This is a genomic window from Pontixanthobacter aestiaquae (assembly GCF_009827455.1).
Classification (GTDB): domain Bacteria; phylum Pseudomonadota; class Alphaproteobacteria; order Sphingomonadales; family Sphingomonadaceae; genus Pontixanthobacter; species Pontixanthobacter aestiaquae.
On sequence record NZ_WTYZ01000001.1, the window covers coordinates 2,295,351 to 2,320,171 of the forward strand.

The following is a 24,821-nucleotide window of genomic DNA, read 5'->3' on the forward strand; positions in this document are numbered from 1 at the left end:
AGCCGGTGCGAGGCGGCGCTGACTTCAGCGGGCCCACGCACCGGTCCTTTCATTAAACGATATTAGTTGTCGTCAGTGCGTTCGCGGAGGCCCTGACTTTCGAGGCCGTCGACAACGTCTTCCTCAACTTCGGCATTGTGCTCCGCAACGGTTCCGATCACGTCTCCATCTTCGTCGAGCAGCACCGCTTCTTCATCCGAACCAACAGGTACGAGACGGACATAGACCGGGCGCGGATAGAGGCGGTTTGACGCGCCGTTTGAGCCATCAACAACGGCACCAATACCGCCGCCAGCAAGGATATTACCGAATGTCGAGCCACCAAGGCGGCTTTGAACATAAACGAATTCTGGTTTGTAGCCTTCCAGTTCAAAATCGACGCGCTGATCAAGGCCGCGCTTCATGCTGAATTCGCAAGGCGTGACGCAGGTCTGACCTTGGGAGATTTTGACAACGGCTCCCTCCGGATCAGACAGATATGCAATATCTTGGCTGGTGCCATTGAGGACTGTTGCACAGCCCGAAGTGGATACTCCCATCAATGCGACGAGAGCTACAGAAACAAAACGATTCATTATTTTCCCCCAAAAATCTCGATACTTCAAAGTTTTGAAGCGAGAATATTATGCTGCGCCACTCAATTGGGGATGGTCAAGTAAAAGTTGTGCAGGTTCGAGGGATATGGTCGACTTATGCCCCGACGAACTGCTCACCCAAAGAAAAACCGGTGCGGGGCGCTGCTGTCTCCAGCGTGCCGCTCGCACCGGTCTTCCATTTGCCCGGACGCGGGGAATTTAATCCCGCTTGGCGCGTCCGCTTGAAAAAATGATGTCAGTCCTCTTCGCTGGCCTCCGCGTCAGGGCCTGCCATCATTTCTTCGGCGACTTCATCGGTGCGGCCGCGAATTGCAGCTTCCAACTTGTCGCGCATCTCTGGATTTTCGTCGAGGAAGGTTTTCGAGTTCTCCCGTCCCTGCCCGATCCGGACCGAGTCATAGGAAAACCACGAACCGGATTTCTCGACCACGCCGGCTTTCACACCCAGATCGAGAATTTCGCCGGTCTTCGAAATACCCTTGCCATACATGATGTCGAATTCGACTTGCTTGAATGGCGGGGCAACCTTGTTCTTCACGACTTTCACGCGAGTCGAGTTACCAATCACTTCATCACGGTCCTTGATCTGACCCGTCCGGCGAATGTCGAGGCGAACCGATGCGTAGAATTTGAGCGCATTACCACCAGTTGTGACTTCGGGATTGCCGTACATCACACCGATTTTCATCCGCAGTTGGTTGATGAAGATCACCATACATTTGGAACGGTTGATCGAACCGGTCAGTTTACGCAGGCTCTGCGACATCAGCCGGGCTTGCAGGCCGACATGGCTGTCGCCCATCTCGCCTTCGATTTCTGCCCGGGGGACCAGCGCAGCAACCGAGTCAACCACCAGAACATCAATCGCATTGGAACGCACCAGTGTGTCGACGATCTCAAGCGCTTGCTCACCTGTGTCAGGCTGCGAGATGATCAATTCATCGATATCGACGCCGAGCTTCTTGGCATAGACCGGATCAAGCGCATGTTCCGCATCGACGAATGCGACTGTGCCGCCGCCTTTCTGCGCCTCTGCCAGCACATGCAGTGCCAGCGTGGTCTTACCCGAGCTTTCCGGCCCGTACACCTCGATCACACGGCCTTTGGGCAGACCGCCAATGCCGAGCGCGATATCCAAACCGAGCGAGCCGGTCGAAATCGATTCGACTTCCATCGCTTCTTTCGAGCCCAGCTTCATCGCCGAGCCTTTACCGAATGCGCGGTCAATCTGTGCGAGTGCCGCGTCGAGCGCCTTCTGACGGTCCACGTTCTTTTCCTTACCTTCTACAAGCTTAAGACTAGCTGCCATCACACGGCTCCCATTGATTGCCTAGGGGGTTAGATATTTTGCCCCCGATTCATCGGCTGCAACAGTATGTACCGCGTTTGTTCCAAAAGAACAAGAGCGGAACAAAAATTTTCTACAATGGCCCTGCGACACGCAGAATTCTGAGGCTTTTGCTGTTCTACCTATCCGCCAGATAAGCATCTGTATGGCGGATTTGCCAATTATGCGTTGTGCGCGAATTGGCTGGCAGATTGATCTCCACCACCCATTGACCATTCTTTACCCGCGCTTTCTTGCGCGGCCAGCGAACGTCAAAATTTTCGGGATAACCAATCACTATCCGCATACGTACCGGATGGTTGTTTGCGTTGGTCATTTCCGCCTTCATCCTGGTCCATTGACGGCCACTATCGTCAGGCTGTCGCTCGCTCATACGCCCGCATTTGGAGAATACTTGCGTGCTCGCGCCCAGTTCCAGCTCGATATCCTGCCCTACTGCATAATCGCGCATATCGAGTTCGGCGACCAGTTGCGTTCCCGCAGGGCCGGGTTCGAACAGGGCCATTCCGCCCATGGGCAGAGCTGCTCCCAACCCCTTCTCCTCTTCATTTTTCATGGTGAGGAGTATTTGCGTAAAGTTGATATTATCGCTGTCATCGATGTCGGCGAAACCCGTGTACGGGTCGCAATTCGCAACGTAGAGAAATTCGCCTTGCACCTGCTCCTTGTTGAGAAAAGCGACCTGTTTCAGCCCTTTCGCGGCGACAGTCATGGTCTCGGGGATACGGTAGAGCTTCAAATCGCCAAGTTGCTCTTCGCTCGCGACGACTGCGAGTTCAGTCTTCCGCTGCATGCGAGAGGCGGTGACGACAATCCTGTCCTCCGTTGCTTCCATCGGTGCCATCGCCATAGGCGGCGGCACAGCAACCGGTGTCGCATATGAATGGACGGCGGTACCAGCCGCCGTGCTGCCTAGCGGATAGCATGTCAGCCGCAATGGCCGCGCAGTTGGCGGGTCGGAAAGCCCGCGAAAGTCACTCTCGACATTGATCGTGCCGGCAACGGCCATCAAATCGGCATCAGGGAAGCTCTGCCCATTATCGTTGAGCACGGTCAGCCATGACAACAGCCGCAGCCCTACCTTTCCCTTCGCGCCCGTATCATCAAGCGTCGCAACATAGTTCGCCTGCCAGTCGAATCCCCATGCAAGGTAAGTCAGCGTGACTTGATATGTCCCGCCCGCCGGATCACGCGTGTCGATGCTGAAGACCGGATCGGCAGAGAGACCCTCCGGCACTGAATCGAATGTCAGCTTCTCCGGCAGACCGGAACACCGCACCGCTTCATACCCGTCGTGCGTCTGCAGCACGAGGCCGCCATCGGCGCGGGTGCGGATCACGGCGTCTTCACTGGCCGATGTGCCGGTGGCCGGATTGGTCCGGGTAATCTGCACGCGGTTGCCCAATGTGCCGTCCACTAGCGACGCTGGCGAGAGCAAATCGGCATTGCGGTTCTTTTCGATGGTTCCGCCGGGCAAGCCCGTCACGATCGCGCTGACCGCGACCATCCCCTCCGCCACACCATCAAAGCGAATGGTGGATTCGCCCGCGGGCAAAGTCACCGTCCGGGTTTCGCTGATCATCGCAAAGCCTTGCGGCCAATTGCGGTTCATTTCCTGCCCCTCGCGGCGGTTGGGATCGCGATAGACTGTGACAGAGAGCGCTTCGGGTTCGCTCGCGTCGACCACGTCGCGTGCACTCGCCGGAGCGCTGAGCAGCGCCAGCGGCATTATCACGAGGAGGAGACGGCGCATTGCAGCGCCCCTTAGTAGCGCGTGGCAAATGTTACGCGGAACTCGCGCTCACCATTGGCGGGTATCGGCACGATCCATTTGCGCCGATCTGCGTTGAGCTGCTGCCCCGTAACATCTTCGCTGATGATCCGGTAGTCACGCCCCCACCAGCCCCGATCAAGGCCCGCCTGCACCAGATCCACATTCACCGGCACCGATTTCGCATTGGTGATCGTATAGCGCATCGTGGTTTGCCAGAATTTCTTGGGCCGTTCTTCTTCGATCCGGCGGATTTCCTCGCCATCTTCATACACGATGTAGCGCGCGGTTTTCTCCCACTCCGCGGCAGTCAGAACCTCACGCTTCTCAACCTCTGCCTGAATGAAGATATCGAACGCATCGCCTGTACGCAGCGAGAGCTCGCTGCCCATCGGTGTATGGCCGATCGTGTTTTCACCAATAAATTGCGGCGTGCCTTTGCTGTCCCGCTGGTAGAACCGCACGGTACCCGCTGGCAACGCATCACCCAGTCCACCTTGGCTGGATGAAGAGAAGGCTATTTCGCTCGAAACATTGACCGGATTGCTGTCATTGCTCATCCAACCCACGGTCCGGCTGTAAACTTTGCGCGCGGCAACCCCTTGCACATCCATAAAGCTGACCTGCTTGGTCTGGCGATTAGCAATCGTCGTGCGCGCATCGATAGGGTAGAGATAGAATTCGCCCACTTGTTCGCGATTGGCAGACTGCGTGCCAGCGCGAACCATGTTACGGTTCGCGCGCTGATTGCGGTAGTTGTTATAATTGCCGCCGCGCGCGTTGGGGTTGCCAGCAACCAGCAACGTGTTGGCGTTGTGAAACGTGGTGCCGGTTGTGTTGGTCAGTGTGACCCAGCCCTGCATGTCGATTGTGTCTTTGCCCTCGTCATACAAAGCGACATAGTCAGCAGTCCAACCGAGACCGGGTGTCAGATAGCGGATCGATGCAGGGCGCACGCCCGAACGGTCGCTCTGGACATTGACCGAAAGCGTAGGCCGCGCACGGAGATTGGGCGGGACACGGTCAAACACTGCGCGGACGGGCAAGCCATCATCGCGGAGCACTTCGATCCGGTTTCCGATCTGGACAACGACACCGCCAGCGGTCGAGAGTATCTTGGCGCGCTCGCGCGTTTCGGCGCCGGTGGCAGGATTTGTGCGGACCAGCGTGATCGTCTGGCCGATGGCTTTTTCCATCAGCTTGCCGGGGGTCAGCAGGTCGAAATCGAAATTCTGTTCCACAATCGCAGTACCCGGCGCGGCAAAGCTCAGCGTTTCAGCGCGGATCTGGGCAGAGACGTCAGGAAACTCGATCCGGCTGCGCCCGCGCTCGATATTGAGCTGGCGAATATCCTGCACCAGTGATTGGCCATTTTGATAGATCGTGACCGAAACATCGCCCTGCGCAGTCGCGTCGGGATCAGCGATTGCATCTGCCGAGGATTGCGCCAATGAAGGGCCGCCCAGAACGCCTGCCATTGCCATAGCCGAACTTACTGCCGCCAACCGAACGAAGCCGCTGCGCATCATCATATCATCCCCTAGTCAACAGCGATGCGGTTCGCATACGCCAATCCGTGCCCAAAGCCTCGCAAATTCGGGCCGAAGCCACAATAACGAAAAAAGGGGCGACACCAATGGTGCGCCCCCCTTCCTTATTCTTGAATGAACGCCGTCAATTGCGCGACGGGTAAACACCAGTATTGGCCACGCAATACCGCATGACCTGGAAAGGCTGCATATTCTGGTGCGATTGATTGCCGCCGCCCGACACATCGATATGGAGCGTACCCGGATGCAGCGCGCCGCCGGCGACCGGTACTGCGGTGTCGGAATAGATCGGCGTAGTGGTCCGGCCAATCGCATTGCCAGCGGGGTTGCCGGTATCAGCGTTGGCAGTGTTCTCCGCACGCACTTGACCGGTGTGACTATGCGATGGGATCTGCGCTGCTGTAAGCGTTACGGTCTCAGTTCCACTTTTCTGCCCGACATTGCGCGGCGTCAATCCAGGGCCGTTCCCTTGGCCGATAGCCGTGCGCCCCCGTAGATCCGGCAAGCCGAATGTCGTACGCCCATCACCGCCGAACTGCGTTCCATAGAGCGAGAACAGCGCAGTCCATTGAGCGATCGGCAGCAGCTGGCCGTCAGCGCCGAATGTTCCGCGAGGGCAGAAAGTGTAGCCGACCAAGCTTAGCTCCCCCAGATAGTCATTTGGACCAGCACTGGCGGGCGCCGACACGCCAGTCACTGCCAACGACATCGCTGCAATCGCGGTATATTTCATAATAGTTTTCATGGGTTTTTCCTCATCCAAATTTCAGTGAAATCAGTTGCGTGACGGGAATATGCCTTGGAGCACGACGCAATACCGCATGACCAAGAAAGGCTGCATATTCTGGTGCGATTGATTGCCGCCGCCCGAGACATCGATATGGAGCGTACCCGGATGCAGCGCGCCGCCGGCGACAGGGACAGCTGTGTCAGAATAAATCGGTGTGGTCGTCCGGCCAATGGCGTTGCCAGCAGGGTTGCCAGTATCGGCCACTGCAGTATTTTCCGCGCGCACTTGGCCGGTGTGACTATGCGATGGGATCTGCGCTGCTGTGAGCGTTACCGTTTCGAAGCCACTTCTTTGCCCGATATTGCGCGGTGTCAATCCAGGGCCATTTCCTTGGCCGATAGCCGTGCGTCCGCGCAGATCAGGCAGGGCAAAGGTTGTCCGGCCATCACCGCCGAAATTTGTACCATAAAGCGAGAACAGCGCAGAATTCGAGCTAATTGCGAGCAATTGCCCAGCCGCGTCGGTGCTGGCACGCGGGCAAAATGTATAGCCGACCAGCATCAGCTCGCCAATATATTCATCGGTCCCAGCCGAAGCGGGTGATGCGATGCTCATAAGCGCAGCAGGTGCTGCCGCCATCATGGCAATCTTGGATAGTTTTTTCATGATATTCCCCTCTTGATAATACGTTGTTTTTTAAGGCGACCTGCATGCAAGGTATCAGAGAGAGACCATTGGGCAAGTTATTGAACAATTATTTCGGTTCCATACAAAACCGGCCGAACCCTAATTCTGCGAACTGAGACGTCTCAGGTGCAGAGGCAGAATACGAAATTATTGTCCGCGTATCATTGAAAGAAGCGGCCGCTTACCAAGCTGCAGTTGCATAAGAAAAAGGGCGCCGACAGCGCCGACGCCCCTTTAAAACTTCGATGCAACGCGCGTTAATTGCGTGACGGATATAAACCCGTCAATGCGATGCACTTGTACATGCCCAGGAACGGGTCGCGGATCTGGATTGGCTGACTGCCGCCATTATTGTTGATGGTCACCGTACCGGATGCAAACGTCACGGCTGGATTTGGAGCAGTCGTATTGCTGTAGATTTGATTTGTAGACCGCGCCAGCGCCGCGTTGACCGGATTTCCGGTGTTGGAATCCGCAGTGTTTTCGGCGTGTAAATTGCCGGTGTGATTGTGAGACGGCATCTGGTTTAGCGTAAGCGTCACTTGCTCAACGCCGCCTCTCTGGCCCCATATGACCGTAGAAAGCCCAGGGCCGCTACCCACGCCAATTGAACTGCGTCCGCGCAGATCAGGCAGGGCAAAGGTTGTCCGGCCATCACCGCCATAGGTTGTGCCAAGCAGCGAGAACAAAGCCGAATTTGATGCAACCGACTGCAAAGCGCCATTGGCTTCACCCCATCCGCGCGGACAGAAATTAAATCCGACCGTCATAATCTCACCAACGAACGGGTTGGAGCTGGCCGATACGGTCGCTGGCGCGCTCAGCGTCATAGCCGAAGCTGCGCCGAGCATTGCAATTTTGGATAGTTTTCTCATGGTGCTTTTCCTTTGGAATGCTGGATAATATCTGGTCACATATACGTGCGCGCTCAGGACAAATCCTTCAGCCACGCCTCATTCTCAACGCTGTGCCCACTAATTGCGTGACGGGAATATGCCCTGCATCGCGATACATTTGTACATGCCAAGATACGGGTCGCGGATTTGGAATGGTTGGCCACCACCATTGTTATTGGTAGTTACTGTGCCCGCAGCAAAGGTAACGCCGGCATTTGGAGCCACCGTATTGTTGTAGATTTGAGTTGTGGACCGGGCCAGCGCCGCATTGTTGGGATTTCCGGTATTGGAATCCGCAGTGTTTTCCGCATGCAAATTGCCGGTGTGATTGTGAGACGGCAGTTGGTTCAATGTCAGAACTCTGGTTTCCGAGCCGCCTCTGTCACCCCACCTTATGGGCGACAGCCCTGGACCGTTACCAACGCCAATCGAACTGCGTCCGCGCAAATCAGGCAGGGCAAAAGTTGTCCGGCCATCACCGCCATAGGTTGTGCCGAGCAGCGAGAACAACGCGGTATTTGTTGAGATTGGCAGCAACGCACCAGCGGTTTCACCCCATCCGCGCGGACAGAAATTAAACCCGACCGTCATAATTTCGCCAAGCAATGGATCCGCGCTCGCCATAGCGGGTGTAGGCGCGCTCAGAGTGAAAGCACTCGCCGCGCCAAGCATTACGATTTTGGATAGTTTTTTCATGATATCTTCCCTTTTTGTTGTTGTTTTATTTTTTGGGACGACCTGACGGGAAAGTAACACAGAAACACGGTTCGGCAAGTTTTTGAGAAATTTTGTCCATTTCGTACAAAAACCAATTCTACGGCCGCATATATTTCAAAGGTATATGGAAAAAGCGACACGGCCGACGCGAGACCGGCAGCCGCCCCGCAGTCGAAACTCTTGCCGTTCAGGAGTTATTCCGACGGACGCGATCCAGCCAACACACCGCCAACTTTCTCACCGATCTGCTGCACGCTGAACGGTTTGGGGATGAAGTGCATATTGTCGATATCGATTTCTTTACGGAGCTGCTCTTCGGCATAGCCGGACATAAACAGGATCGGCATATCGGGATGTGCCTTACGCAGGGCCTTGACCATCGTTGGTCCGTCCATGCCCGGCATCACCACATCGGACAGCACCAGATCAAACGGTCCGCCATTGGCGATTGCAGCCAGCCCTTCCTCACCGTCGCTTGCAGTGGTGACAGTGTAGCCGGCACGTGACAAAGCACGTTCCGCAACGGCGCGAACCATATCCTCATCTTCTACCAGCAGAATATTGCCGCCGCCGGACCAATCGCTGGCGGGCAAAGCATCGTCTGTCTTTGGTGCGGGTACGGTGCCTTGATACACCGGCAGATAGATCGTGAAGCGCGCACCTGCTTGTGTGCTCTTGGTCCCCGCAACATTATCCGCAAAGATAAAGCCGCCCGACTGTTTGACGATGCCGTAAACGGTCGAGAGGCCAAGACCCGTGCCCTTGCCTTGATCCTTCGTCGTGAAGAACGGTTCGAAAATCTTGGTCAGCAGGCCTTGCGGAATGCCGCCGCCTGTATCCTGCACCATCAGGACCGTGTAATCGGCGACCGGAATAATGTCGGTCTCCATCTTGCGGATGTCGCGCGCGCTAACGCGGCGGGTCACCATCGTCAGTTGCCCGGTCCCACCGCCCGCAGCCTGAATGGCATCGCGCGCATTCACCGCCAGATTGACAATCACCTGCTCCAATTGCTGCGGATCGGCACGAACCGGCCCGAGATCGCGATCATGGCGGACTTTGAAAGTGATCTTCTCACCCAAGAGACGTTTCAGAAGCTGGCTGACCTCACTCACCACGTCGGGCAATTGCAACACTTCGGGGCGCAAGGTTTGCTGGCGGGAGAAGGCAAGCAATTGCCGCGTCAAGCTGGCCGCGCGGTTGGAATTCACCCGGATCTGCTGGATATCGTCATAATCGCTATCGCCGGGCGTATGGCGCAGTAGCATCAAGTCACAGTAGCCGATGATCGCGGTCAGAACATTGTTGAAATCATGCGCGACACCGCCCGCAAGCTGGCCAACGGCCTGCATTTTGGTCGCCTGCGCCACTTGTTGCTTGAGCTGTGTCTCTTCGCTGGAATCGGTCAGGCTAAGCAGCACGGCTGCCTCACCCAGCCCGCGCACACCGGCAAGACCGAGCGAGACCGGCTCATCCGGGTGGCCGCGCATCCGCACGGCCATATCACCATTGCTCGCCGGACCTTTGCCAAAGCGCCGCACAGCGTCGGCCAGTGCGCCTTTGTCTTCTGCCACCACAAGGTCAGACGGATATTGCGGAACGCCTGCTTCTTCGCGGTCCACGGCACGCAGAAACGCCTGATTGGCAAACAGGAAGCGCCCGTCGCGGTCAGTCATTGCGAGGCCCAGCGGCAAAGCGCCGAGCAATGCTTCCAATTGCGGTGTCGCTGCCGAATTCGCCGCGTCTCCTTGCCCGCCGATGCCGACCCCGCTTTCGAGCAGCAACATCAGCGATGTGGCTTCATCCGCACCGCTGGCATCGGGGTTTGACAGATCGTCCAACGGTACTTGCAGCAAAGTCTGCGGCGCGCCTTTACGGCCTTCGCGAGCGAAATAGATCTGGTCGCGATCATCAGTGCGAAGCTGAGTCACAAAGTCCTGACCCGCCATAGTCGCCGATGAATCGCCCGACGCGCGCTCGGCAAAGCCCTGCGCGACAGATCTGATCATTCCATCGGGCGCAACCAATGCTGCCTCGATCCCGGCGCGTGACAGTAATTGCCCAAGCGAACCGGTGAGCCATTCGCTCACCGCGAGGGCGGCATCAGCCTCTGCCGCAGCGGTCAATCGCCAGATCAGATAATCATCGCCGCGGCCGGCACGCTCGGCAGTGGCATGCCATCCGGTCGTGCCATCGTGGCTCATCAAATTCTGCGTTTCGGCCTGCCCGTCGCGCCATGCTTCCCGCGCAGCCCGTGTCAGGGCTTCCAGAGACGGCCTGTCGAGCGCCAGATTGGGCGGCGATGCGCCTACACCGAACCAGTCAGCGTAAAGCGTGTTGGCGCAGGCCAGCCGGTTGGCCCGGTCGGTAATCGCAATTGCCACACCGGGCTGCTCGATAGCAGCCACAGTCACCGACCAGTCGGGCGGAGCCATCTCGTCGACGGTTGCGGGTGTACTGAACCGGCCAAACACGATCAGCGCCGCGATCATCACCGCCAGCCCGCCGAGGAATGTTACCGAAAGGATCACGCTCTCGCTCACAAACCACAATGCGGCTGCGCTAACCACTAAGGCAGCGCCTAGCCCGCCGAGCATCACCCATTGTTTCGAGTCCATCTGGCGCAGGCCCTGGACCTCCCCCCGGCTGATCATCCTTTGGATGCCTCCAGCCGTTTGTCGAGCCGCGCTTCCATCTGCTTCAAACGTTTGGTCCGTTTGCGGGCCACCACGAAACGCCAAACGAAACTGGAGACGACATAGCCTATGGCAGCTCCAACGATTGCCAGCACGATGAAACCAAAAATCGTCACCAGCACCGTCACGCCGACACCCTCGAATAACTCGAGAAACCATGACCACCGCCCGCTGGTCATTTCGCTTTCCATTTCACCCCCGGTCGCAGCGCGGTCGATCTTCAAGATGAAGCCGCCGACTTTGTTTGCGGCAACAGCCCAGAACGGGAAAGTGAACGGATTGGTGATAAAAGTCACCAGTGCCGAAAGCGGCACATTGGCCCGCGCTGGCAGCGCCAGAAACGCCGCCAGAAAAATCTGCCCGACGGGAATGATAAAGCCGGAGAATATCCCCAATGCCACGCCTCTTGGAACCGAACGGCGGGTAAACCGCCACAATTCCGGCGTCAGGAACCTGTGCGCGATCGGCGCCAGATATTTGTTGCGCGCCATTTCCTCACGCGTCGGCGTGTATTTACGGATCAAATCCGCAAGGAAAGTCTTGGAGCGAAAGTTTACCATTGGCCTGGGACCGCATTGCTCCGCGCGCTGCGCAAGCGCAAGGGCTGGATTGGGTTTTTCGGCAGAGCGATCATAGGGATCGATATGGTAAGCATCAGGCGTTTGACCAGAGGCTTAACCGCCACGCCCCTCTTCTTCAGAGGAGGGGCAGTGAGACTTGGTGAAGCCCGAATTTGTTTCGGGTTGAACTTAGTCGCAGCGCGGTGGTGCCCGGAACCGACCGACACTGGCGTGTCACGGCTACCCCCAACCCCCTTAGTTGAAAAGGAGGGAGCTAAATGGCCCTACCCCTTCTCGCGCATCAACCTTGCCTTATCGCGTTTCCAGTCGCGATCTTTCACATATTCGCGTTTGTCCTGCGCCTTGCGGCCTTTGCCCAAGGCTAGCTCGACTTTCGCACGGCCGGTCTTGTTGAAATAGATCGACATCGGCACCAAGGTCATGCCCTTACGCTCGACCGCGCCCATCAGCTTGTTGATCTCGCGCTGGTTGAGCAGCAGCTTGCGCGGGCGCTTGGCTTCGTGGTTCTCGCGGTTACCGTGGCTGTATTCCGGAATGTTCGCATTGACGAGCCAGACCTGCCCGTCCTTCACCTCGGCATAGCTTTCCGAAATCGTCGCTTCGCCCGCGCGCAAAGCTTTCACTTCGGTGCCCTGCAGCATCAGGCCCGCTTCAAACTTGTCCTCAATAGCATAATCAAACCGCGCGCGCCGGTTCTCGGCAACGGTTTTCTGCTTGTCGAAAGTTTCGGGTTTGGGGCGGGCCATGATGGTGGAGCATGTAGGTAATGAGCGGCGAGATTGAAACTACATTCTTGCCGACCCTGCGCAGGCAGGGGCTAGGTAAGCTCAATCATGTAAGCGCAGCTTCATTCCTAGACCAACCCCGCATGCTCCAGCGCCGCATCTACGGCCTTTCGCGCATGTTCGCTGCAGCTCACAATCGGCAACCGCACTTCGTCGGTCACGTAATCCAAGACCCGGCTCATCGCGTATTTCACCGGTGCGGGGCTGCTATCCTCGAACATTGCGTAGTGTAGCGGATAAAGGCGGTCGTTCAGTTTGCGCGCGGCCACCAGATCGTTGTCGGCGCAGGCTTGTTGAAATTCGGCACACAAGGCGGGTGCGACATTGGCGGTGACCGAGATACAGCCTTTCCCGCCTGCCGCATTGAACGGCAGTGCCAGTTCATCATTGCCCGATAACTGGCAGAAATCGCGGCCAATACCCATGCGATGATCGGCGACGCGCGAGAGATCTTCGCTGGCGTCTTTGATCGCGATGATCTGGTCCGGGAATTTGTTGGCAAGCTCGATCGTGGTCTTGGGTGCGATATCGGTCACTGTGCGGCCCGGCACATTATACAGCACGATCGGGAGATCGCAGCTGCTCGCCAGATGGCTGAAATGGGCGATCAAACCGGCCTGACTCGGCTTGTTGTAATAGGGCGCAACGCATAGCGCGGCGGCGGCCCCCGCCTTCTTCGAAAAGTTCATATGTAGCAGCGCGTTCTGCGTATCGTTGCTGCCGCATCCGGCAATAACCGGAACACGGCCCGCCGCCTGCTCTACGCAGATTTCGATGACTCGGTGGTGCTCTGCATTCGACAATGTCGAGGCTTCGCCGGTAGTCCCGCACGGCACCAGCGCTTTGCTGCCGCATTCGATCTGCCAGTCGACCAGCTTGCGAAAAGCGGCCTCGTCAAACGATCCGTCGCGAAAAGGAGTCACCAGAGCCGGAATTGAGCCCGAGAACATTTGCGTAATCCTTGCATTAGCCCCATGGGAATCACCAATAAATCCCAATAGAAAGGCGTTTCATTCAGCGCCTGATAAGGAGCCTGCACCCACTATGTCCAGCATGGACCGTAAACCCCTTCCCCTTCTCGCCCTTCTTGCCATCCCCGTACTCGCATTGTCTGCCCCGACCTGTGCACAAAGCCCGTCGCAATGGGATCAGGCCCGGCAGGAAATGGCAGCGAGCGCGCCAACCGGCATGGCGCGGACAATCGACCGGTGGGAACAACTGACAAACAACAACCGCATGAGCTTCGATGCCTATGCGAATTTTCTGATCGCCAATCCGGATTTTCCGCGCGAAGAACGGTTGCGCTCACTGGCCGAGAACGCTCTGGATAGCGAAGCGGTCGATGCCGCGCGGCTGGTCGCATTCTTCAATCAATATCCGCCGCTCAGCAACGGCGCGAAAGCGCGTTTTGCCTTGGCACTCAACGCGGTAAACCGGCCCGAAGCCTCCGCAGTCGCAATTGAGGCATGGCGCGGCGGCGATATGAGCGGACCGTCCGCAGCCTATATCGAAGGGCTGTTCGGATCAGGCTTCACGCAAAGCGATCACGACGCACGGATGGATGCGCTGCTGTGGCAGGGTAAGGCGGACGATGCGCGCCGTCACATCACCAAGACATCACCTGTCAAACAGAGCCTGTTCAACGCGCGGCTGGCCTATCTGGATGGCAACTCGCCAGCCTCAGCGGGTGTTACTGTACCGGCCGGGGCATCCGGCGACGCAGGCTATGTCTTTAATCAAGTTCGCCACTATCGCGGAACGCGCCAAGGCAGCACCGCAGTCAATATTCTCGCCAACCGGCAACAATTCGCCGATGCGCCCTTCGATAGCGAAGCACTGCTGATCGAAATGCTCCGGCTCGCGAAAACAGGCACCGCGCGGCAGGCACAGCAAATCGCGGCCAAAGTCGACGATATGTTCGAGCCGGGCGTGGATATCCGCACCAAAAGCTACCGCATTCGCGATGATTATACGTCGCTTATGTGGCTCGGCGGGACGAAGTCACTGTGGACGCTGGGCGATGCGGCGGCGGCGGCTCCGCTATTCTATCGCTATGGTGCGGCGGCGCAGACTCCGCAGACACGGTCCAAGGGCTTCTATTGGGCTGGCCTCGCCGCATCGAAAGCGGGCGATATGGCCGGCGCCAACCGCTATTGGGAAATGGCAGCTATCCATCCCGACCGGTTCTACGGCATGCTCGCGCTCGACAAGCTTGGCCGGACTATGCCGTCATTGGCCAAACAGCCCAGCGCAGTCCCGACACCGCAGCAAGCCTCCGAATTCAGCACTTCGCGCATTGCCAATGCGGTGCGCGAAGTGTCGAAGCGCTCGCCGTGGAAAACCGGCATCCAGTTCTACCGCACAATTGCTCAAGCCGCCGATACGCCAGCCGAACATGCGCTGGTCGCAGATCTGGCAATCGAGATCGGCCGCCGTGATCTGGCGGTAAATGTGGCAGAGGCTGCCGGTGCAGACGGCCTCAAAGAATTCGTACCTTTTGGTCATCCGCTGCTCGACAATCCTCAGGGCACAGATTGGACGATGGTCCACGCCATCACGCGGCAGGAGAGCCAGTTTGCAGAGAATGCGATCAGCCATGCGGGTGCGCGCGGTCTGATGCAGTTGATGCCTGGCACTGCGCGCGAGCAGTCGGGCAAGCTGGGTATGAGCTACATGCGCGCTGATCTGATCAATGACACCAATTACAACATGAAGCTGGGCGATGCCTATTTTGCGCGGATGCTGCGCTATTACGATGGCGCCTATCCGCTGGCGATTGCGGCCTACAACGCAGGCCCGGGCAATGTGAACAAATGGCTTCGCAGCAACGGCGATCCGCGCAAAGGCGGGATCGACTGGGTCACCTGGGGCGAGAGAATCCCGATTTTCGAGACCAAAAACTATGTCCAGCGCGTGATCGAGAATGCCGTGGTGTACGAGCAGCTTTACCCTGAGAAAACGCTCTACGGATCGGCGCGCACCGTGCGCGCGTTTTTGCGGTAAAGCTGCGCCGGAAGGAGTGCTTGTGAGAATTGCCTATCCTGCTCTCGCTTTGGCAGCGTTTGCCGGTCTGGCAACGCCTCTCGCCGCGCGCGATAGTCTCGGTATATTCTCCGACTGGGGCGCGTTCCGCGATCCGGAAACACCGCGCTGCTATGCCATCGCCAAGGCCGCGCCCAGCAGCCAGCAGCGGGATAATGATCCGTTTGCCAGCATTGGCACTTGGCCAAGCCGTCAGGTGCGCAACCAGCTCCATCTGCGGATGTCGCGCAATCTGGCAAGTGGCTCTTCTATCCGCCTATCGATTGGCGGCCGGACATTCGAGCTGACCGGTTCGGGCGGCAATGCCTGGGCGAGGGATCAGCGGATGGATGCCGCCATTGTTGCGGCGATGCGTTCCGCCAGCCGCATGGTCGTTCGGGCCAAGGACAGCCGGGGCCGCAATTTCTCCAACACCTATGCTCTGGACGGAGCCGCGACCGCGATGGATGCCGCAACCGTCGGCTGCGCGCAATTGGGACGCTAAGCCGCACCGCTAGCTTTCCGTCCCGCCCGCGCCTATATCGCAGCCAATCATGGCCGATACCGCACTTATGTCGATCCCGGGACAAGTCGATCCCGTTCCCGTTGCGCGTGACATCACGCCGCGCGAGGATGGCCGTGTCGATCTGATCGGCCTGCCGAAGGCCCGCATCAAAGATTTGTTTGAGGAAGCGGGGCTGGAGCCGAAGCAGGCCAAGCTACGCTCCAAACAAGTCTTTCACTGGCTTTATCATCGCGGCATAACCGATTTTGCGCAGATGACCGACATCTCCAAAACCATGCGCCCATGGCTGGCAGAGCGCTTTGTGGTTGGCCGCCCCGATGTGGTGGAGGCGCAGCATTCGAGCGACGGTACCCGCAAATGGCTGCTCAAGACCGATGACGGCCATGAATTTGAAATGGTCTTCATTCCCGATGATGCACGCGGGACTCTGTGCGTATCCAGCCAGGTCGGCTGCACGCTCAATTGCACCTTCTGCGCTACCGGTACGATGCGTCTGGTGCGCAATCTGACACCCGGCGAGATTGTCGGCCAGGTTATGCTGGCGCGCGATGCTCTGGGTGAGTGGCCGAAAGGGAGGATGGACGTCTCCGATGTGCCCGAAGACGATGAAGACGAGTCCGAATACCGCGCAGACGGGCGGCTCCTGACCAATATCGTGATGATGGGAATGGGCGAGCCGCTGTATAATTTCGACCATGTCCGCGATGCGCTGAAACTGGTGATGGACGGCGAAGGTCTTGCCCTCTCGAAGCGCCGGATCACCCTCAGCACCAGCGGCGTTGTGCCGATGATGTATAAATGCGGCGAAGAAATCGGTGTGAACCTCGCCGTGTCGCTCCATGCCGTAACCAAAGAAGTCCGCGACGAAATCGTGCCGATCAACCGCAAATACGGCATCGATGAATTACTCAAAGCCTGCGCCGATTATCCGGGAGCCTCAAACGCACGGCGCATCACATTTGAATATGTGATGCTGAAGGACAAGAACGATAGCGATGACGATGCGCGCGAATTGATCCGCCTGATCCGCAAATATGATTTGCCCGCCAAGGTCAATCTGATCCCGTTTAACCCGTGGCCCGGTGCACCCTATGAATGTTCCGATCCGCAAAGGATCAAGAGCTTCAGCAGCATCGTATTCGATGCGGGCATCAGCGCGCCGGTACGCACACCGCGCGGCCGCGATATCGATGCGGCATGTGGTCAGCTCAAAACCGCCGCGGAGAAGAAAAGCCGCGCGCAGAGGGACCGCGAGGCAGAAGCAAAAGCCGCCGAATCCTGACCTATCTTTTCTATTCGGTACTGGAGGACACGCGATGCAGATTACCGTTGACGCTCTCTGCTCCGGTGGGGCAACCGCTCTCCCCGACGGAGAACTAAGCGGTATTGCCAATAGCATTATCGAAGGACCTGTTGCGATAGGCGAGCGAGGCATCGCAGGTGATGTACAGGTGAACCGCCAGCATCATGGCTATCCCGCGATGGCGCTGCATCATTTTCCGCATGAGAACTATGCATGGCTGGCGCATCATTTCGGGCCGCTGCCCCGGCTGGCACAACCCGGTTCGATGGGCGAGAATATCTCGACCGACGGGCTAACCGAACATGATGTTTATATCGGCGACCGTTTTCGCCTTGGCTCGGCGCTTATCGAAGTGACGCAGCCGCGCCAGCCCTGCGCGACGATCGAGGGGCATTTGCAGAAGAAAGGGATCGTCAAAGCTCTGGTTGCGGCAGCGCGGACGGGATGGTTCTATCGCGTTCTGGAAACGGGTACGGCGCAGGCTGGCGATATGCTGGAACGGGTCGAAACCGGCAGCACCCCTTGGAGCATCGCCCGCGCTTTCCTGGCTACTTATGGTGCGGCGCGAGCGCCCGATGATGAGCTGCGCGAACTGGCCGCGCTGGACCGCGTCTCCGACCGGCTGGTGCTGGATATCGAGAAGCGCCTCGCACGCTAAAGCGATCACGCCGCTTCCCTACCGGTCCTGAATGTGCTTCACACGAGGTGTGATTGACCTGTGCCTTCTTCCTTTTGCAGCGCCCCGAAAGCGGCCTAATGACGGCCCCGTTTTTTCTGCCCCTGGACAGTGCTCCATGCGATCCATGTCTTCAGCTAAAGGCGCTCGTTTATGAACCGTCCTGCTGTCATGATTACCGGCGCGGCCAAGCGAATCGGGGCAGAAATCGCTAAAGCCTTTGGTCAGGCTGGCTGGCATGTGATTATCCATTATGGCCGCTCCGCCGAAGAGGCCGAGGCTCTCGCCGCCGAACTCCCCTCTGCAGAGGCGATCCATTGTGATCTGGCGGATAGCGATGGTGCGGTTGCGCTGGTCAAAAGTCTGGCGGGCCGGATCGACAATTGGCGGGCGCTGATCAACTCCGCGTCGATTTTTCGCTATGACAATGCAACCGATATCGATCGCGCGACGTATAACCGTTCGATGATCATCAACGCCAAGACCCCTGCCCGTATGGCACAGGCCTATCTGGCCCATGCGCGGGCAGAGGGTGGGCGCCGGGTGATCCATGTGACCGATCAAAAGCTTGAGAATTCCAATCCGGACTTCTTCTCCTATACGATGAGCAAACACGCACTGTCTGCGACGATTGCAATGCTGGCCGATGGCGCAGCGGGGCCCGACGACCGTGTCTATGGCCTCGCCCCGGGCGCAATTCTGGCCAGCCACGATCAAACTGCCGACGAAACCGATCAATCGCACGTGCTCAACTTGCTCCAGCGGAAAACAGAGGCGTCGGAGATTTCCGAGGCGATGCTGTTTCTGGCCGAAGGGCATCTAGCCAACGGTGAAACTCTGTTTGTCGATAGCGGGCAGCATCTGCTCGATCAGCCGCGCGATGTGATTTACTTGGCGCGGGAAACGGAGAACCACACACAGGCGGAAGGGGCCTGAACATGGCGAGTAAAGCGGCGAAACCGGCCAAACGACACGGCTTGATGACACGGTTTTGGCACTGGCTGAACCTGCTCTGCCTCGTGATCCTGTTTATGTCGGGCCTCAATATCTCCAACGCGCACCGGTATCTCTATTGGGGCAACTATGGATTTGATCCAGCGGAGGCGTGGCTGGCAGTTCCGCGCTTCCCCGGCTGGGCGACTATCCCTGACTATTACAGCCTCGCTGCCGCGCGTGACTGGCATATTCTGATGGCGTGGCCGTTTGCAGTGGGACTGCTGGCGATGTGGATCGCGATGCTGGTGTCGGGGCACTTCTGGCGCGACCTGCGGACCAGCCCGAGCGAATGGAAACCCAAAGCAATCTGGCATGATATCCGCCAGCATCTGAAGCTGAATTTCGATCACGGCGGTTCGAAGTATAATTTTCTGCAGAAAGTCGCTTACGGCGTCGTGCTCGGCATTTTTCTACCCGGCATGATCTTCACCGGCCTTGCGATCAGTCCGGGGTTTGAACCCGCTGCGCCATGGCTGGTCGATATTCTGGGCGGACGGCAGAGTGCGCGTTCGATCCACTTCATATTCTCATGGGGCATCTTCGCATTCTTCGTGGTGCATGTGGTGCTGGTGCTGCTCGCGGGGCCAATCGGCCAGATCAGGGATATGATCACCGGCGGCAAGTTAGAGGAGGGAGACGCGCAATGAACGGCACTATCGGAAGGCGCGGTGTTCTCGCGGGAGCAAGCATGTTGTTCCTTGGAGCGTGCTCCAAAGTCGCGGACAGCACAGTCGGATCGCATCTTCTGGGCGCTGCGGAGACATGGCACAAGAAAGTGCACCGTTCGCTCGCCGACCGGATGGCCCTCGCCCGCGAGTACGAGAAAGACGATATCTCGCCGACTTTCAAAGGCAACGGCACCGTCAATATCAACACCCCCGAATACCAAGCCGCGACCCAAAACCGGTTTGCCGATTGGCGGCTGGAAGTGCGCGGCATGGTCGACACTCCGATGTCGCTGAGCATGGACAATATCCGCGCCCTGCCCCAGCGCACCCAGATCACCCGGCATGATTGTGTCGAAGGCTGGAGCGCGATTGGTGAATGGACCGGACCGCAGCTCTCCACTCTGCTGGAGGCCGCCGGGGTGCAGGAAGGCGCCAATTTTGTGGTGTTCCGCTGCGCCGACCGTTTCAGCCAAGGCCCCTATTATGAGAGCGTCGATATGATCGATGCGATGCATCCGCAGACTATCGTTGCGCATATGCTAAATGGCGAAGCGCTACCGGTCAAAAACGGTGCACCGCTGCGGATGCGGGTGGAGAGGCAACTCGGCTACAAACACCCCAAATACCTCACCGCAATCGAGCTGGTCGCCAGCCTCGACGATATCGGCGAAGGCCAAGGCGGCTATTGGGAAGATCACCATGGCTATCAATGGTATGCGGGGATTTGATTATCAAACTCCTCCCCTTTGAGGGGGAGGCCGGGTGCGGGTGTACGGCGCTGGTAACTCAGGTCGAACACCCACCCCTAACCCCTCCATCGAGGGAGGGGTAAGATGGCTACTCCGGATAAATCCGCGCCATCGTTTCCCAATCCTCGCCGATCATTTCTTCGAGGACGTCCAGATCAACATCGGCCAGCTTGTTGATATACAGGCAGCTTTTACCCTTTGAGTGTTTGCCCAATCGCTTCAATTGCGCATCGCGGCGTTTGCCGGTCTCTTCGTCGCAATAACCGCCCATCAGATAGAGCGAGTGCTTGGCCTTGCGCGGGCTGAACCCGCCGCGCATCCATGTGACATCGCGCCCGCTGGCATAGGTGGTGTTGTACACGCCGTAGCCGATAATCGACGGCCCCCACATTTGCGGTTCCTCTCTCGTCACCCTGCGGAACATCGCGTCGATGACCTTTGCCTCGTCGCGCTTCCACTCCGGCTCTACGCCCGCGATAAACTGCTCCACAGAGACATCGGTTGGCTTGGTTTTCGGTTCGCTCATACCACTTCTCCCGCCGGCAGAATGCGCGATTGATTGACACGGCGCAAGCGAGCGGCAATCTGCCCCTAAAATAAATAAAACATAATCTGGGGGCTGAATATCAATGTGGCTTTTGAGCAAATTTCTGTCGGGTGCGATCCATACGGGCACAATCATCGTGACCGATCATGACGGCAAGGAATATACTTTCGGCGCAGGCGAAGGGCTCGATGAACGCGGCCCGATCCGCATTCGCCTGACCAACAAAAAAGCCGCAAACCACATCGCCCGCTACCCGCAAATGGGCGCGGGTGAGGCGTTTATGTGGGGCTGGCTGGTGGTCGATGAACCGCATGATATCCGCGACATGATCCTGTTCGTCACCATGAACACCAAGAAGCAGGGCGACAGCGCGATCCAGGCCAAAGGTATCCTGCGCAAAACCGGTCAGGCGCTGAAGGCCAAGCTGGACGGCATCAATTTGCGCAGCAGCGCGCGCAAGAATGCCGAACATACCTACAATCTCACCCGCCGCCTGTATGAGCTGTTCCTCGACGAAGACCGCCAATACACCATGGCCTATTACCGCGAAGATCCCGAGAACACTTCGCTCGAAAAAGCGCAGATGGACAAGAAGGCCCATATGGCCGCCAAGATGCACATCAAGCGGCCCGAAGATAATGGCGGCGTTCCGATGAAAGTGCTCGATATCGGCTGCGGCTGGGGCGGTTTCGCGCTCTATCTGCACGAGCATTACGGCTGCGAAGTGCTCGGCGTCGCCCTCGCGCCTGACCAGATCGCCTTCTGCAAAGAACGCGCAGAGGCGGCGGGCGTGGCCGACAAAGTCAAATTCGCATTGATGGATTACCGCGATGTCGAGGGAGAGGGAACGTTCGACCGCATCTCCAGCGTCGGCTTGCTCGAACATGTCGGTACGATCCACTATCCGCAATTCTTCGAGCATACGGGCCGCCTGCTCAAAAAGGACGGCGTTATGTTCAGCCATTGCTGCGGCCGCGCGGGTCCTCCGGGATTAACTGATGCATGGACGCGCACTTACATCTTCCCGGGCGGCTATATCCCTGCCCTGTCCGAACTGGTCACGCAGAGCGAGCAATATGGCTGGCAAGTAATGGATGTTGAGGCGATGCGCTTCCACTACTCCTACACGCTGGAGGAATGGTACAACCGCACCGTGATGCACAAAGACGAGATCACCCAAATGTATGACGAGGTCTTCTACCGCATGTGGCTGTTCTACCTGGCCGGCGCCGAACAAAGCTTCCGCAACGGCACAATGGTCAACTGGCAATTGCTCTACGTCAAAGAACGCGACGCCATCCCGATGACGCGGGAGTATATGGAGCAAGAGAGCGCGCGGTTGAGAGAAGCGGGTGTCGTCCCGGAGTGGAGTTTGGGTGCGGGGCTGAGAGAGGCTGCGGAGTGAGTCTGCCGCTACTATTTCGAGTCAATAGCTCCACAATATTGCTCGATCTCTGGATCGCTCAAAAACAAATTACGATTAAAGTTTGCTGAGCTAACCTTTGATGACGCCGTTTGACTCTCGACATCGACGGCAAGTCCTTCCACAAACTGTCTGTATTTTCTCGAAATTTCAGTCGGACTGGCTCCATTTGCGCATCGTATTTTGAGCGACGTAGAATTTATTATCCCTGAATTTGGGTACAGTGCCTCTGCCTCTTCAATCATACTCAAGGCAGCGTCGTCATTCTCTTGTCTCAATCTTGCGTAAGCAATGCCTTCTAGGGCGATTCCACGCCATCTATCTTTCTCGCCTTCGCCGCGCCAAGCGATAGACTCACTGAGCGACAGTACTTCATTATATTCACTCTCAAGTTCTTCGAAGTCATCAAGCGAGGCCGCTGTAATACGCCCTTCGATCGTGTCCCGCAGTTTCAAATACAACGAAGTAAGCTCCTTCCAAAAGCCACATCTGATGCGATAGTCTGGGATACATCCATTCTCCAATAGCGGCATTTGGACCTCGAGTTGGTCCGCCAAAGCACCAGAGTTGGCTAGTAGCAGGATCTGGCTGCTGACCATCTGGTCACGTTCGTAACTCAGTGCAGCTACTTGAGACTCCAGACTTTCCCGTTTTTCTTCCAGATCTCGGACGCTCTTGTCCAGTTGCCTAAAACTCAGCATTCCAACGATCAGAAAAAGACCGGCAAGAATCCACAAGACGGCTGACCATGAAATCTCGATCTGCTTTTCGCGGCTCATTTCTTATCCCCGGCGTCTTTCGCCACTATCTTGAATGGTATGAGGTCTGAAAGTTGTTTCAAGTGACGAGAGCGCAGGAACCCACTGGCCATAAACGTCACGATAGAGGGACCAAAGATTAGAATGGCCCTAACCTCAACAGGCAGGTCGTAGTTTATGTAAGGTATATCTTTTGTGATCGTGGTTGCCATTCCGACCGACATCCAAAATATCGAAAATGCCAGAAGCACATTCGACCGCGGATTTGCATCACGATTTGAACGAGCCGAGTCACCGGGCGGTGGGTTGTCTGAACCTTCCGTTCCTTCTCCGGCATGGAGTTTTACTACGTTGTCGGCATCATTGCCCAAGACCAGCCCCAACTCAATTCCAGTTAGTTGTCTGAAGCAAGCTACCGTTGCCAGCTACTCGACCAACCACTTTACGATATGATTGAGCCGTCAAACTACTACGATGTCAACAGCTAGCTTTTTTATCGATTATGTCGAACAACTCCAAGCAAATGGTTATGTTCGGGTGCAATCTATCCCAGGGGCATACCAATCAGTGGATGTATTCCTATAGATCACGGCCCACAATGCTTCGCCTGAGATACTCATGCCAAACGCTAGACAAGTCTGATGGATTGCTAAGCTACTTAGCCTCCACCCCCTCAACCCTTTCTCAACACCATTCTGCTACCCGCCCAGGCGTGTTGAAATCGATATGTCTCGACGCAGATGTCCTAAAAAAGACGCTGCTGCTGGCGGCGCTGTCGACTGTGGGTTCGGTTATCCTTGTCGGCGGGAGCTACTACGCGATCTATGGCGTGGACGGGCGGTTTGGCAGCGCGATGCGCTTTGCCCTGTTTGTGCCGTTCTTTTGCTCGTTCCCGATCGGACTGGTGATCCATTCGCAGAGCAAGCGGCTGGAACGGCTCAATGCAGAGCTGCAAGGTGCTACCGAAGCTGCCGAGGCGCTCAACCTGCGGTTGATGCATGAGGCATCGCATGATGCCATGACCGGTATCCTCAACCGGAAGTACTTCCTCGCCGAGCTGACCGCCGGATGCGCGGACCAATCACCGGATAGCTTGCTGTTGATCGATGCCGACCGGTTCAAGGCGATCAATGACCGGTTCGGCCATCATACCGGCGATGAAGCCCTGATCAGAATGGCCAAGCTGATCACAAACCATTTGCGACCCGACGATGTAGTCGCCCGGATCGGGGGCGAGGAGTTTGCCGTGCTGCTCAAAAATCAAACCATCGGCGAGGCATGGATCGTGGCCGAACAAATCCGCCACGCCATCTATGCCGAGAATTTCCTCGCCGATGAAGGCGAGCGCTGCCAGCTATCGGTTAGTATCGGCGTAAACCGGGTGGATCAAACCGACCGCCGCTTCCCCTTCCGCAAAGTCGATCTGGCTTTGTACGAAGCCAAAAGCCGCGGCCGCAACCGGACCGTTAAATTCGAACCGGACATGGATGTTCCGACATCCGCACGATACGGTGGCACAGCCGATTTGGCGGCGGGCTAGCGCAAGTCCGCGTCCCCTTTCTCTCCGCAAAAGAGGCGTGTTCGATGGGCTGGACGAGCGCGGATTTTCCTACATGCCGTCGCCACGCTATATTCACATCGGCCCCCTAAGACACGCTCGGGACAGGCTTTGACAATTGAATAAATCTGAAAACCCGGCGCCGAGATGTAAAACTTAATATACGATACCTCACACGTGCAAAATTGGCTAAGTTTCTACGTGATTCACGCCATCGTCACGCTGCGACTCGGATTGGA

Annotated in this window: 23 protein-coding genes; 9 read left to right on the forward strand and 14 right to left on the reverse strand. The window is 57.3% G+C overall.

The window, feature by feature from the left end; translation table 11 throughout:
• Positions 1-62: 62 nt before the first annotated feature.
• From GRI35_RS10975 to dapA, 12 genes are all read right to left on the reverse strand, one after another.
• The gene (locus GRI35_RS10975) at positions 63-575 is read right to left on the reverse strand and encodes a hypothetical protein (RefSeq protein ID WP_160614200.1); all 513 of its coding nucleotides are present in this window, start codon (positions 573-575) and stop codon (positions 63-65) included.
• Positions 576-831: 256 nt separating this feature from the next.
• Positions 832-1,905, reverse strand: coding sequence for a recombinase RecA (recA, locus tag GRI35_RS10980; protein WP_160614201.1), 1,074 nt, complete (start codon positions 1,903-1,905; stop codon positions 832-834).
• A 157-nt stretch (positions 1,906-2,062) separates the two neighbouring features.
• Positions 2,063-3,697, reverse strand: a complete 1,635-nt coding sequence (locus GRI35_RS10985) for a DUF4139 domain-containing protein (protein ID WP_160614202.1) — start codon at positions 3,695-3,697, stop codon at positions 2,063-2,065.
• Positions 3,698-3,708: 11 nt separating this feature from the next.
• Positions 3,709-5,244 carry a DUF4139 domain-containing protein gene (locus tag GRI35_RS10990; protein WP_235900312.1) on the reverse strand — a complete coding sequence of 512 codons (1,536 nt, stop codon included), beginning with the start codon at positions 5,242-5,244 and terminating at the stop codon, positions 3,709-3,711.
• A 145-nt stretch (positions 5,245-5,389) separates the two neighbouring features.
• On the reverse strand, positions 5,390-6,010 hold the full coding sequence (locus GRI35_RS10995) for a phage tail protein (protein ID WP_235900194.1): 621 nt from the start codon (positions 6,008-6,010) through the stop codon (positions 5,390-5,392).
• 30 nt (positions 6,011-6,040) lie between these two features.
• Positions 6,041-6,661 (reverse strand): phage tail protein, encoded by a 621-nt coding sequence (locus GRI35_RS11000; RefSeq protein ID WP_202390550.1) that lies wholly within the window; start codon positions 6,659-6,661, stop codon positions 6,041-6,043.
• Positions 6,662-6,939: 278 nt separating this feature from the next.
• Positions 6,940-7,557 (reverse strand): phage tail protein, encoded by a 618-nt coding sequence (locus tag GRI35_RS11005; protein ID WP_202390551.1) that lies wholly within the window; start codon positions 7,555-7,557, stop codon positions 6,940-6,942.
• Positions 7,558-7,656: 99 nt separating this feature from the next.
• Complete coding sequence (locus GRI35_RS11010; RefSeq protein WP_160614203.1) at positions 7,657-8,274, reverse strand: phage tail protein; 618 nt, start codon at positions 8,272-8,274, stop codon at positions 7,657-7,659.
• A 215-nt stretch (positions 8,275-8,489) separates the two neighbouring features.
• A complete protein-coding gene (locus GRI35_RS11015; RefSeq protein ID WP_160614874.1) occupies positions 8,490-10,913 on the reverse strand; it encodes a hybrid sensor histidine kinase/response regulator in 2,424 nt (807 codons plus the stop codon).
• Positions 10,914-10,945: 32 nt separating this feature from the next.
• Entirely contained in the window at positions 10,946-11,551 is a 606-nt protein-coding gene (locus GRI35_RS11020) for a DUF2062 domain-containing protein (protein WP_160614204.1), read from the reverse strand.
• Positions 11,552-11,835: 284 nt separating this feature from the next.
• Complete coding sequence (gene smpB / locus GRI35_RS11025) at positions 11,836-12,318, reverse strand: SsrA-binding protein SmpB (protein ID WP_160614205.1); 483 nt, start codon at positions 12,316-12,318, stop codon at positions 11,836-11,838.
• A 107-nt stretch (positions 12,319-12,425) separates the two neighbouring features.
• Entirely contained in the window at positions 12,426-13,307 is an 882-nt protein-coding gene (gene dapA / locus GRI35_RS11030) for a 4-hydroxy-tetrahydrodipicolinate synthase (RefSeq protein ID WP_160614206.1), read from the reverse strand.
• Positions 13,308-13,410: 103 nt separating this feature from the next.
• On the opposite strand from dapA, the gene GRI35_RS11035 reads away from it, so the two are divergent.
• The 7 genes from GRI35_RS11035 (at position 13,411) to GRI35_RS11065 (ending at position 20,275) form a co-directional block, all read left to right on the forward strand.
• Positions 13,411-15,360 carry a lytic transglycosylase domain-containing protein gene (locus GRI35_RS11035; protein ID WP_328598436.1) on the forward strand — a complete coding sequence of 650 codons (1,950 nt, stop codon included), beginning with the start codon at positions 13,411-13,413 and terminating at the stop codon, positions 15,358-15,360.
• Between the two features lie 22 nt (positions 15,361-15,382).
• Positions 15,383-15,883 carry an invasion associated locus B family protein gene (locus GRI35_RS11040; RefSeq protein WP_328598437.1) on the forward strand — a complete coding sequence of 167 codons (501 nt, stop codon included), beginning with the start codon at positions 15,383-15,385 and terminating at the stop codon, positions 15,881-15,883.
• A gap of 49 nt (positions 15,884-15,932) precedes the next feature.
• Entirely contained in the window at positions 15,933-17,186 is a 1,254-nt protein-coding gene (gene rlmN / locus GRI35_RS11045) for a 23S rRNA (adenine(2503)-C(2))-methyltransferase RlmN (RefSeq protein WP_160614208.1), read from the forward strand.
• A gap of 34 nt (positions 17,187-17,220) precedes the next feature.
• Positions 17,221-17,865, forward strand: coding sequence for an MOSC domain-containing protein (locus tag GRI35_RS11050; RefSeq protein ID WP_160614209.1), 645 nt, complete (start codon positions 17,221-17,223; stop codon positions 17,863-17,865).
• A 171-nt stretch (positions 17,866-18,036) separates the two neighbouring features.
• The gene (locus tag GRI35_RS11055; RefSeq protein ID WP_235900196.1) at positions 18,037-18,819 is read left to right on the forward strand and encodes an SDR family oxidoreductase; all 783 of its coding nucleotides are present in this window, start codon (positions 18,037-18,039) and stop codon (positions 18,817-18,819) included.
• A 2-nt stretch (positions 18,820-18,821) separates the two neighbouring features.
• Positions 18,822-19,526 carry a cytochrome b/b6 domain-containing protein gene (locus tag GRI35_RS11060; RefSeq protein WP_160614210.1) on the forward strand — a complete coding sequence of 235 codons (705 nt, stop codon included), beginning with the start codon at positions 18,822-18,824 and terminating at the stop codon, positions 19,524-19,526.
• Positions 19,523-20,275, forward strand: coding sequence for a molybdopterin-binding protein (locus GRI35_RS11065; protein WP_160614211.1), 753 nt, complete (start codon positions 19,523-19,525; stop codon positions 20,273-20,275). Before GRI35_RS11060 ends, GRI35_RS11065 begins: the two co-directional genes overlap by 4 nt.
• 109 nt (positions 20,276-20,384) lie before the next feature.
• On the opposite strand, the gene GRI35_RS11070 is transcribed toward GRI35_RS11065, so the two are convergent.
• Entirely contained in the window at positions 20,385-20,822 is a 438-nt protein-coding gene (locus GRI35_RS11070; protein WP_160614212.1) for a DUF1801 domain-containing protein, read from the reverse strand.
• A 103-nt stretch (positions 20,823-20,925) separates the two neighbouring features.
• Here GRI35_RS11070 and GRI35_RS11075 point away from each other — a divergent pair, with 103 nt between their 5' ends.
• Positions 20,926-22,248 (forward strand): SAM-dependent methyltransferase, encoded by a 1,323-nt coding sequence (locus tag GRI35_RS11075; protein WP_160614213.1) that lies wholly within the window; start codon positions 20,926-20,928, stop codon positions 22,246-22,248.
• An 11-nt stretch (positions 22,249-22,259) separates the two neighbouring features.
• Here GRI35_RS11075 and GRI35_RS11080 read toward each other — a convergent pair whose 3' ends face one another.
• Positions 22,260-23,045, reverse strand: coding sequence for a hypothetical protein (locus GRI35_RS11080; protein ID WP_160614214.1), 786 nt, complete (start codon positions 23,043-23,045; stop codon positions 22,260-22,262).
• A gap of 694 nt (positions 23,046-23,739) precedes the next feature.
• Here GRI35_RS11080 and GRI35_RS11085 point away from each other — a divergent pair.
• Positions 23,740-24,564, forward strand: a complete 825-nt coding sequence (locus GRI35_RS11085; RefSeq protein WP_160614215.1) for a GGDEF domain-containing protein — start codon at positions 23,740-23,742, stop codon at positions 24,562-24,564.
• The last annotated feature ends 257 nt before the right edge of the window (positions 24,565-24,821 follow it).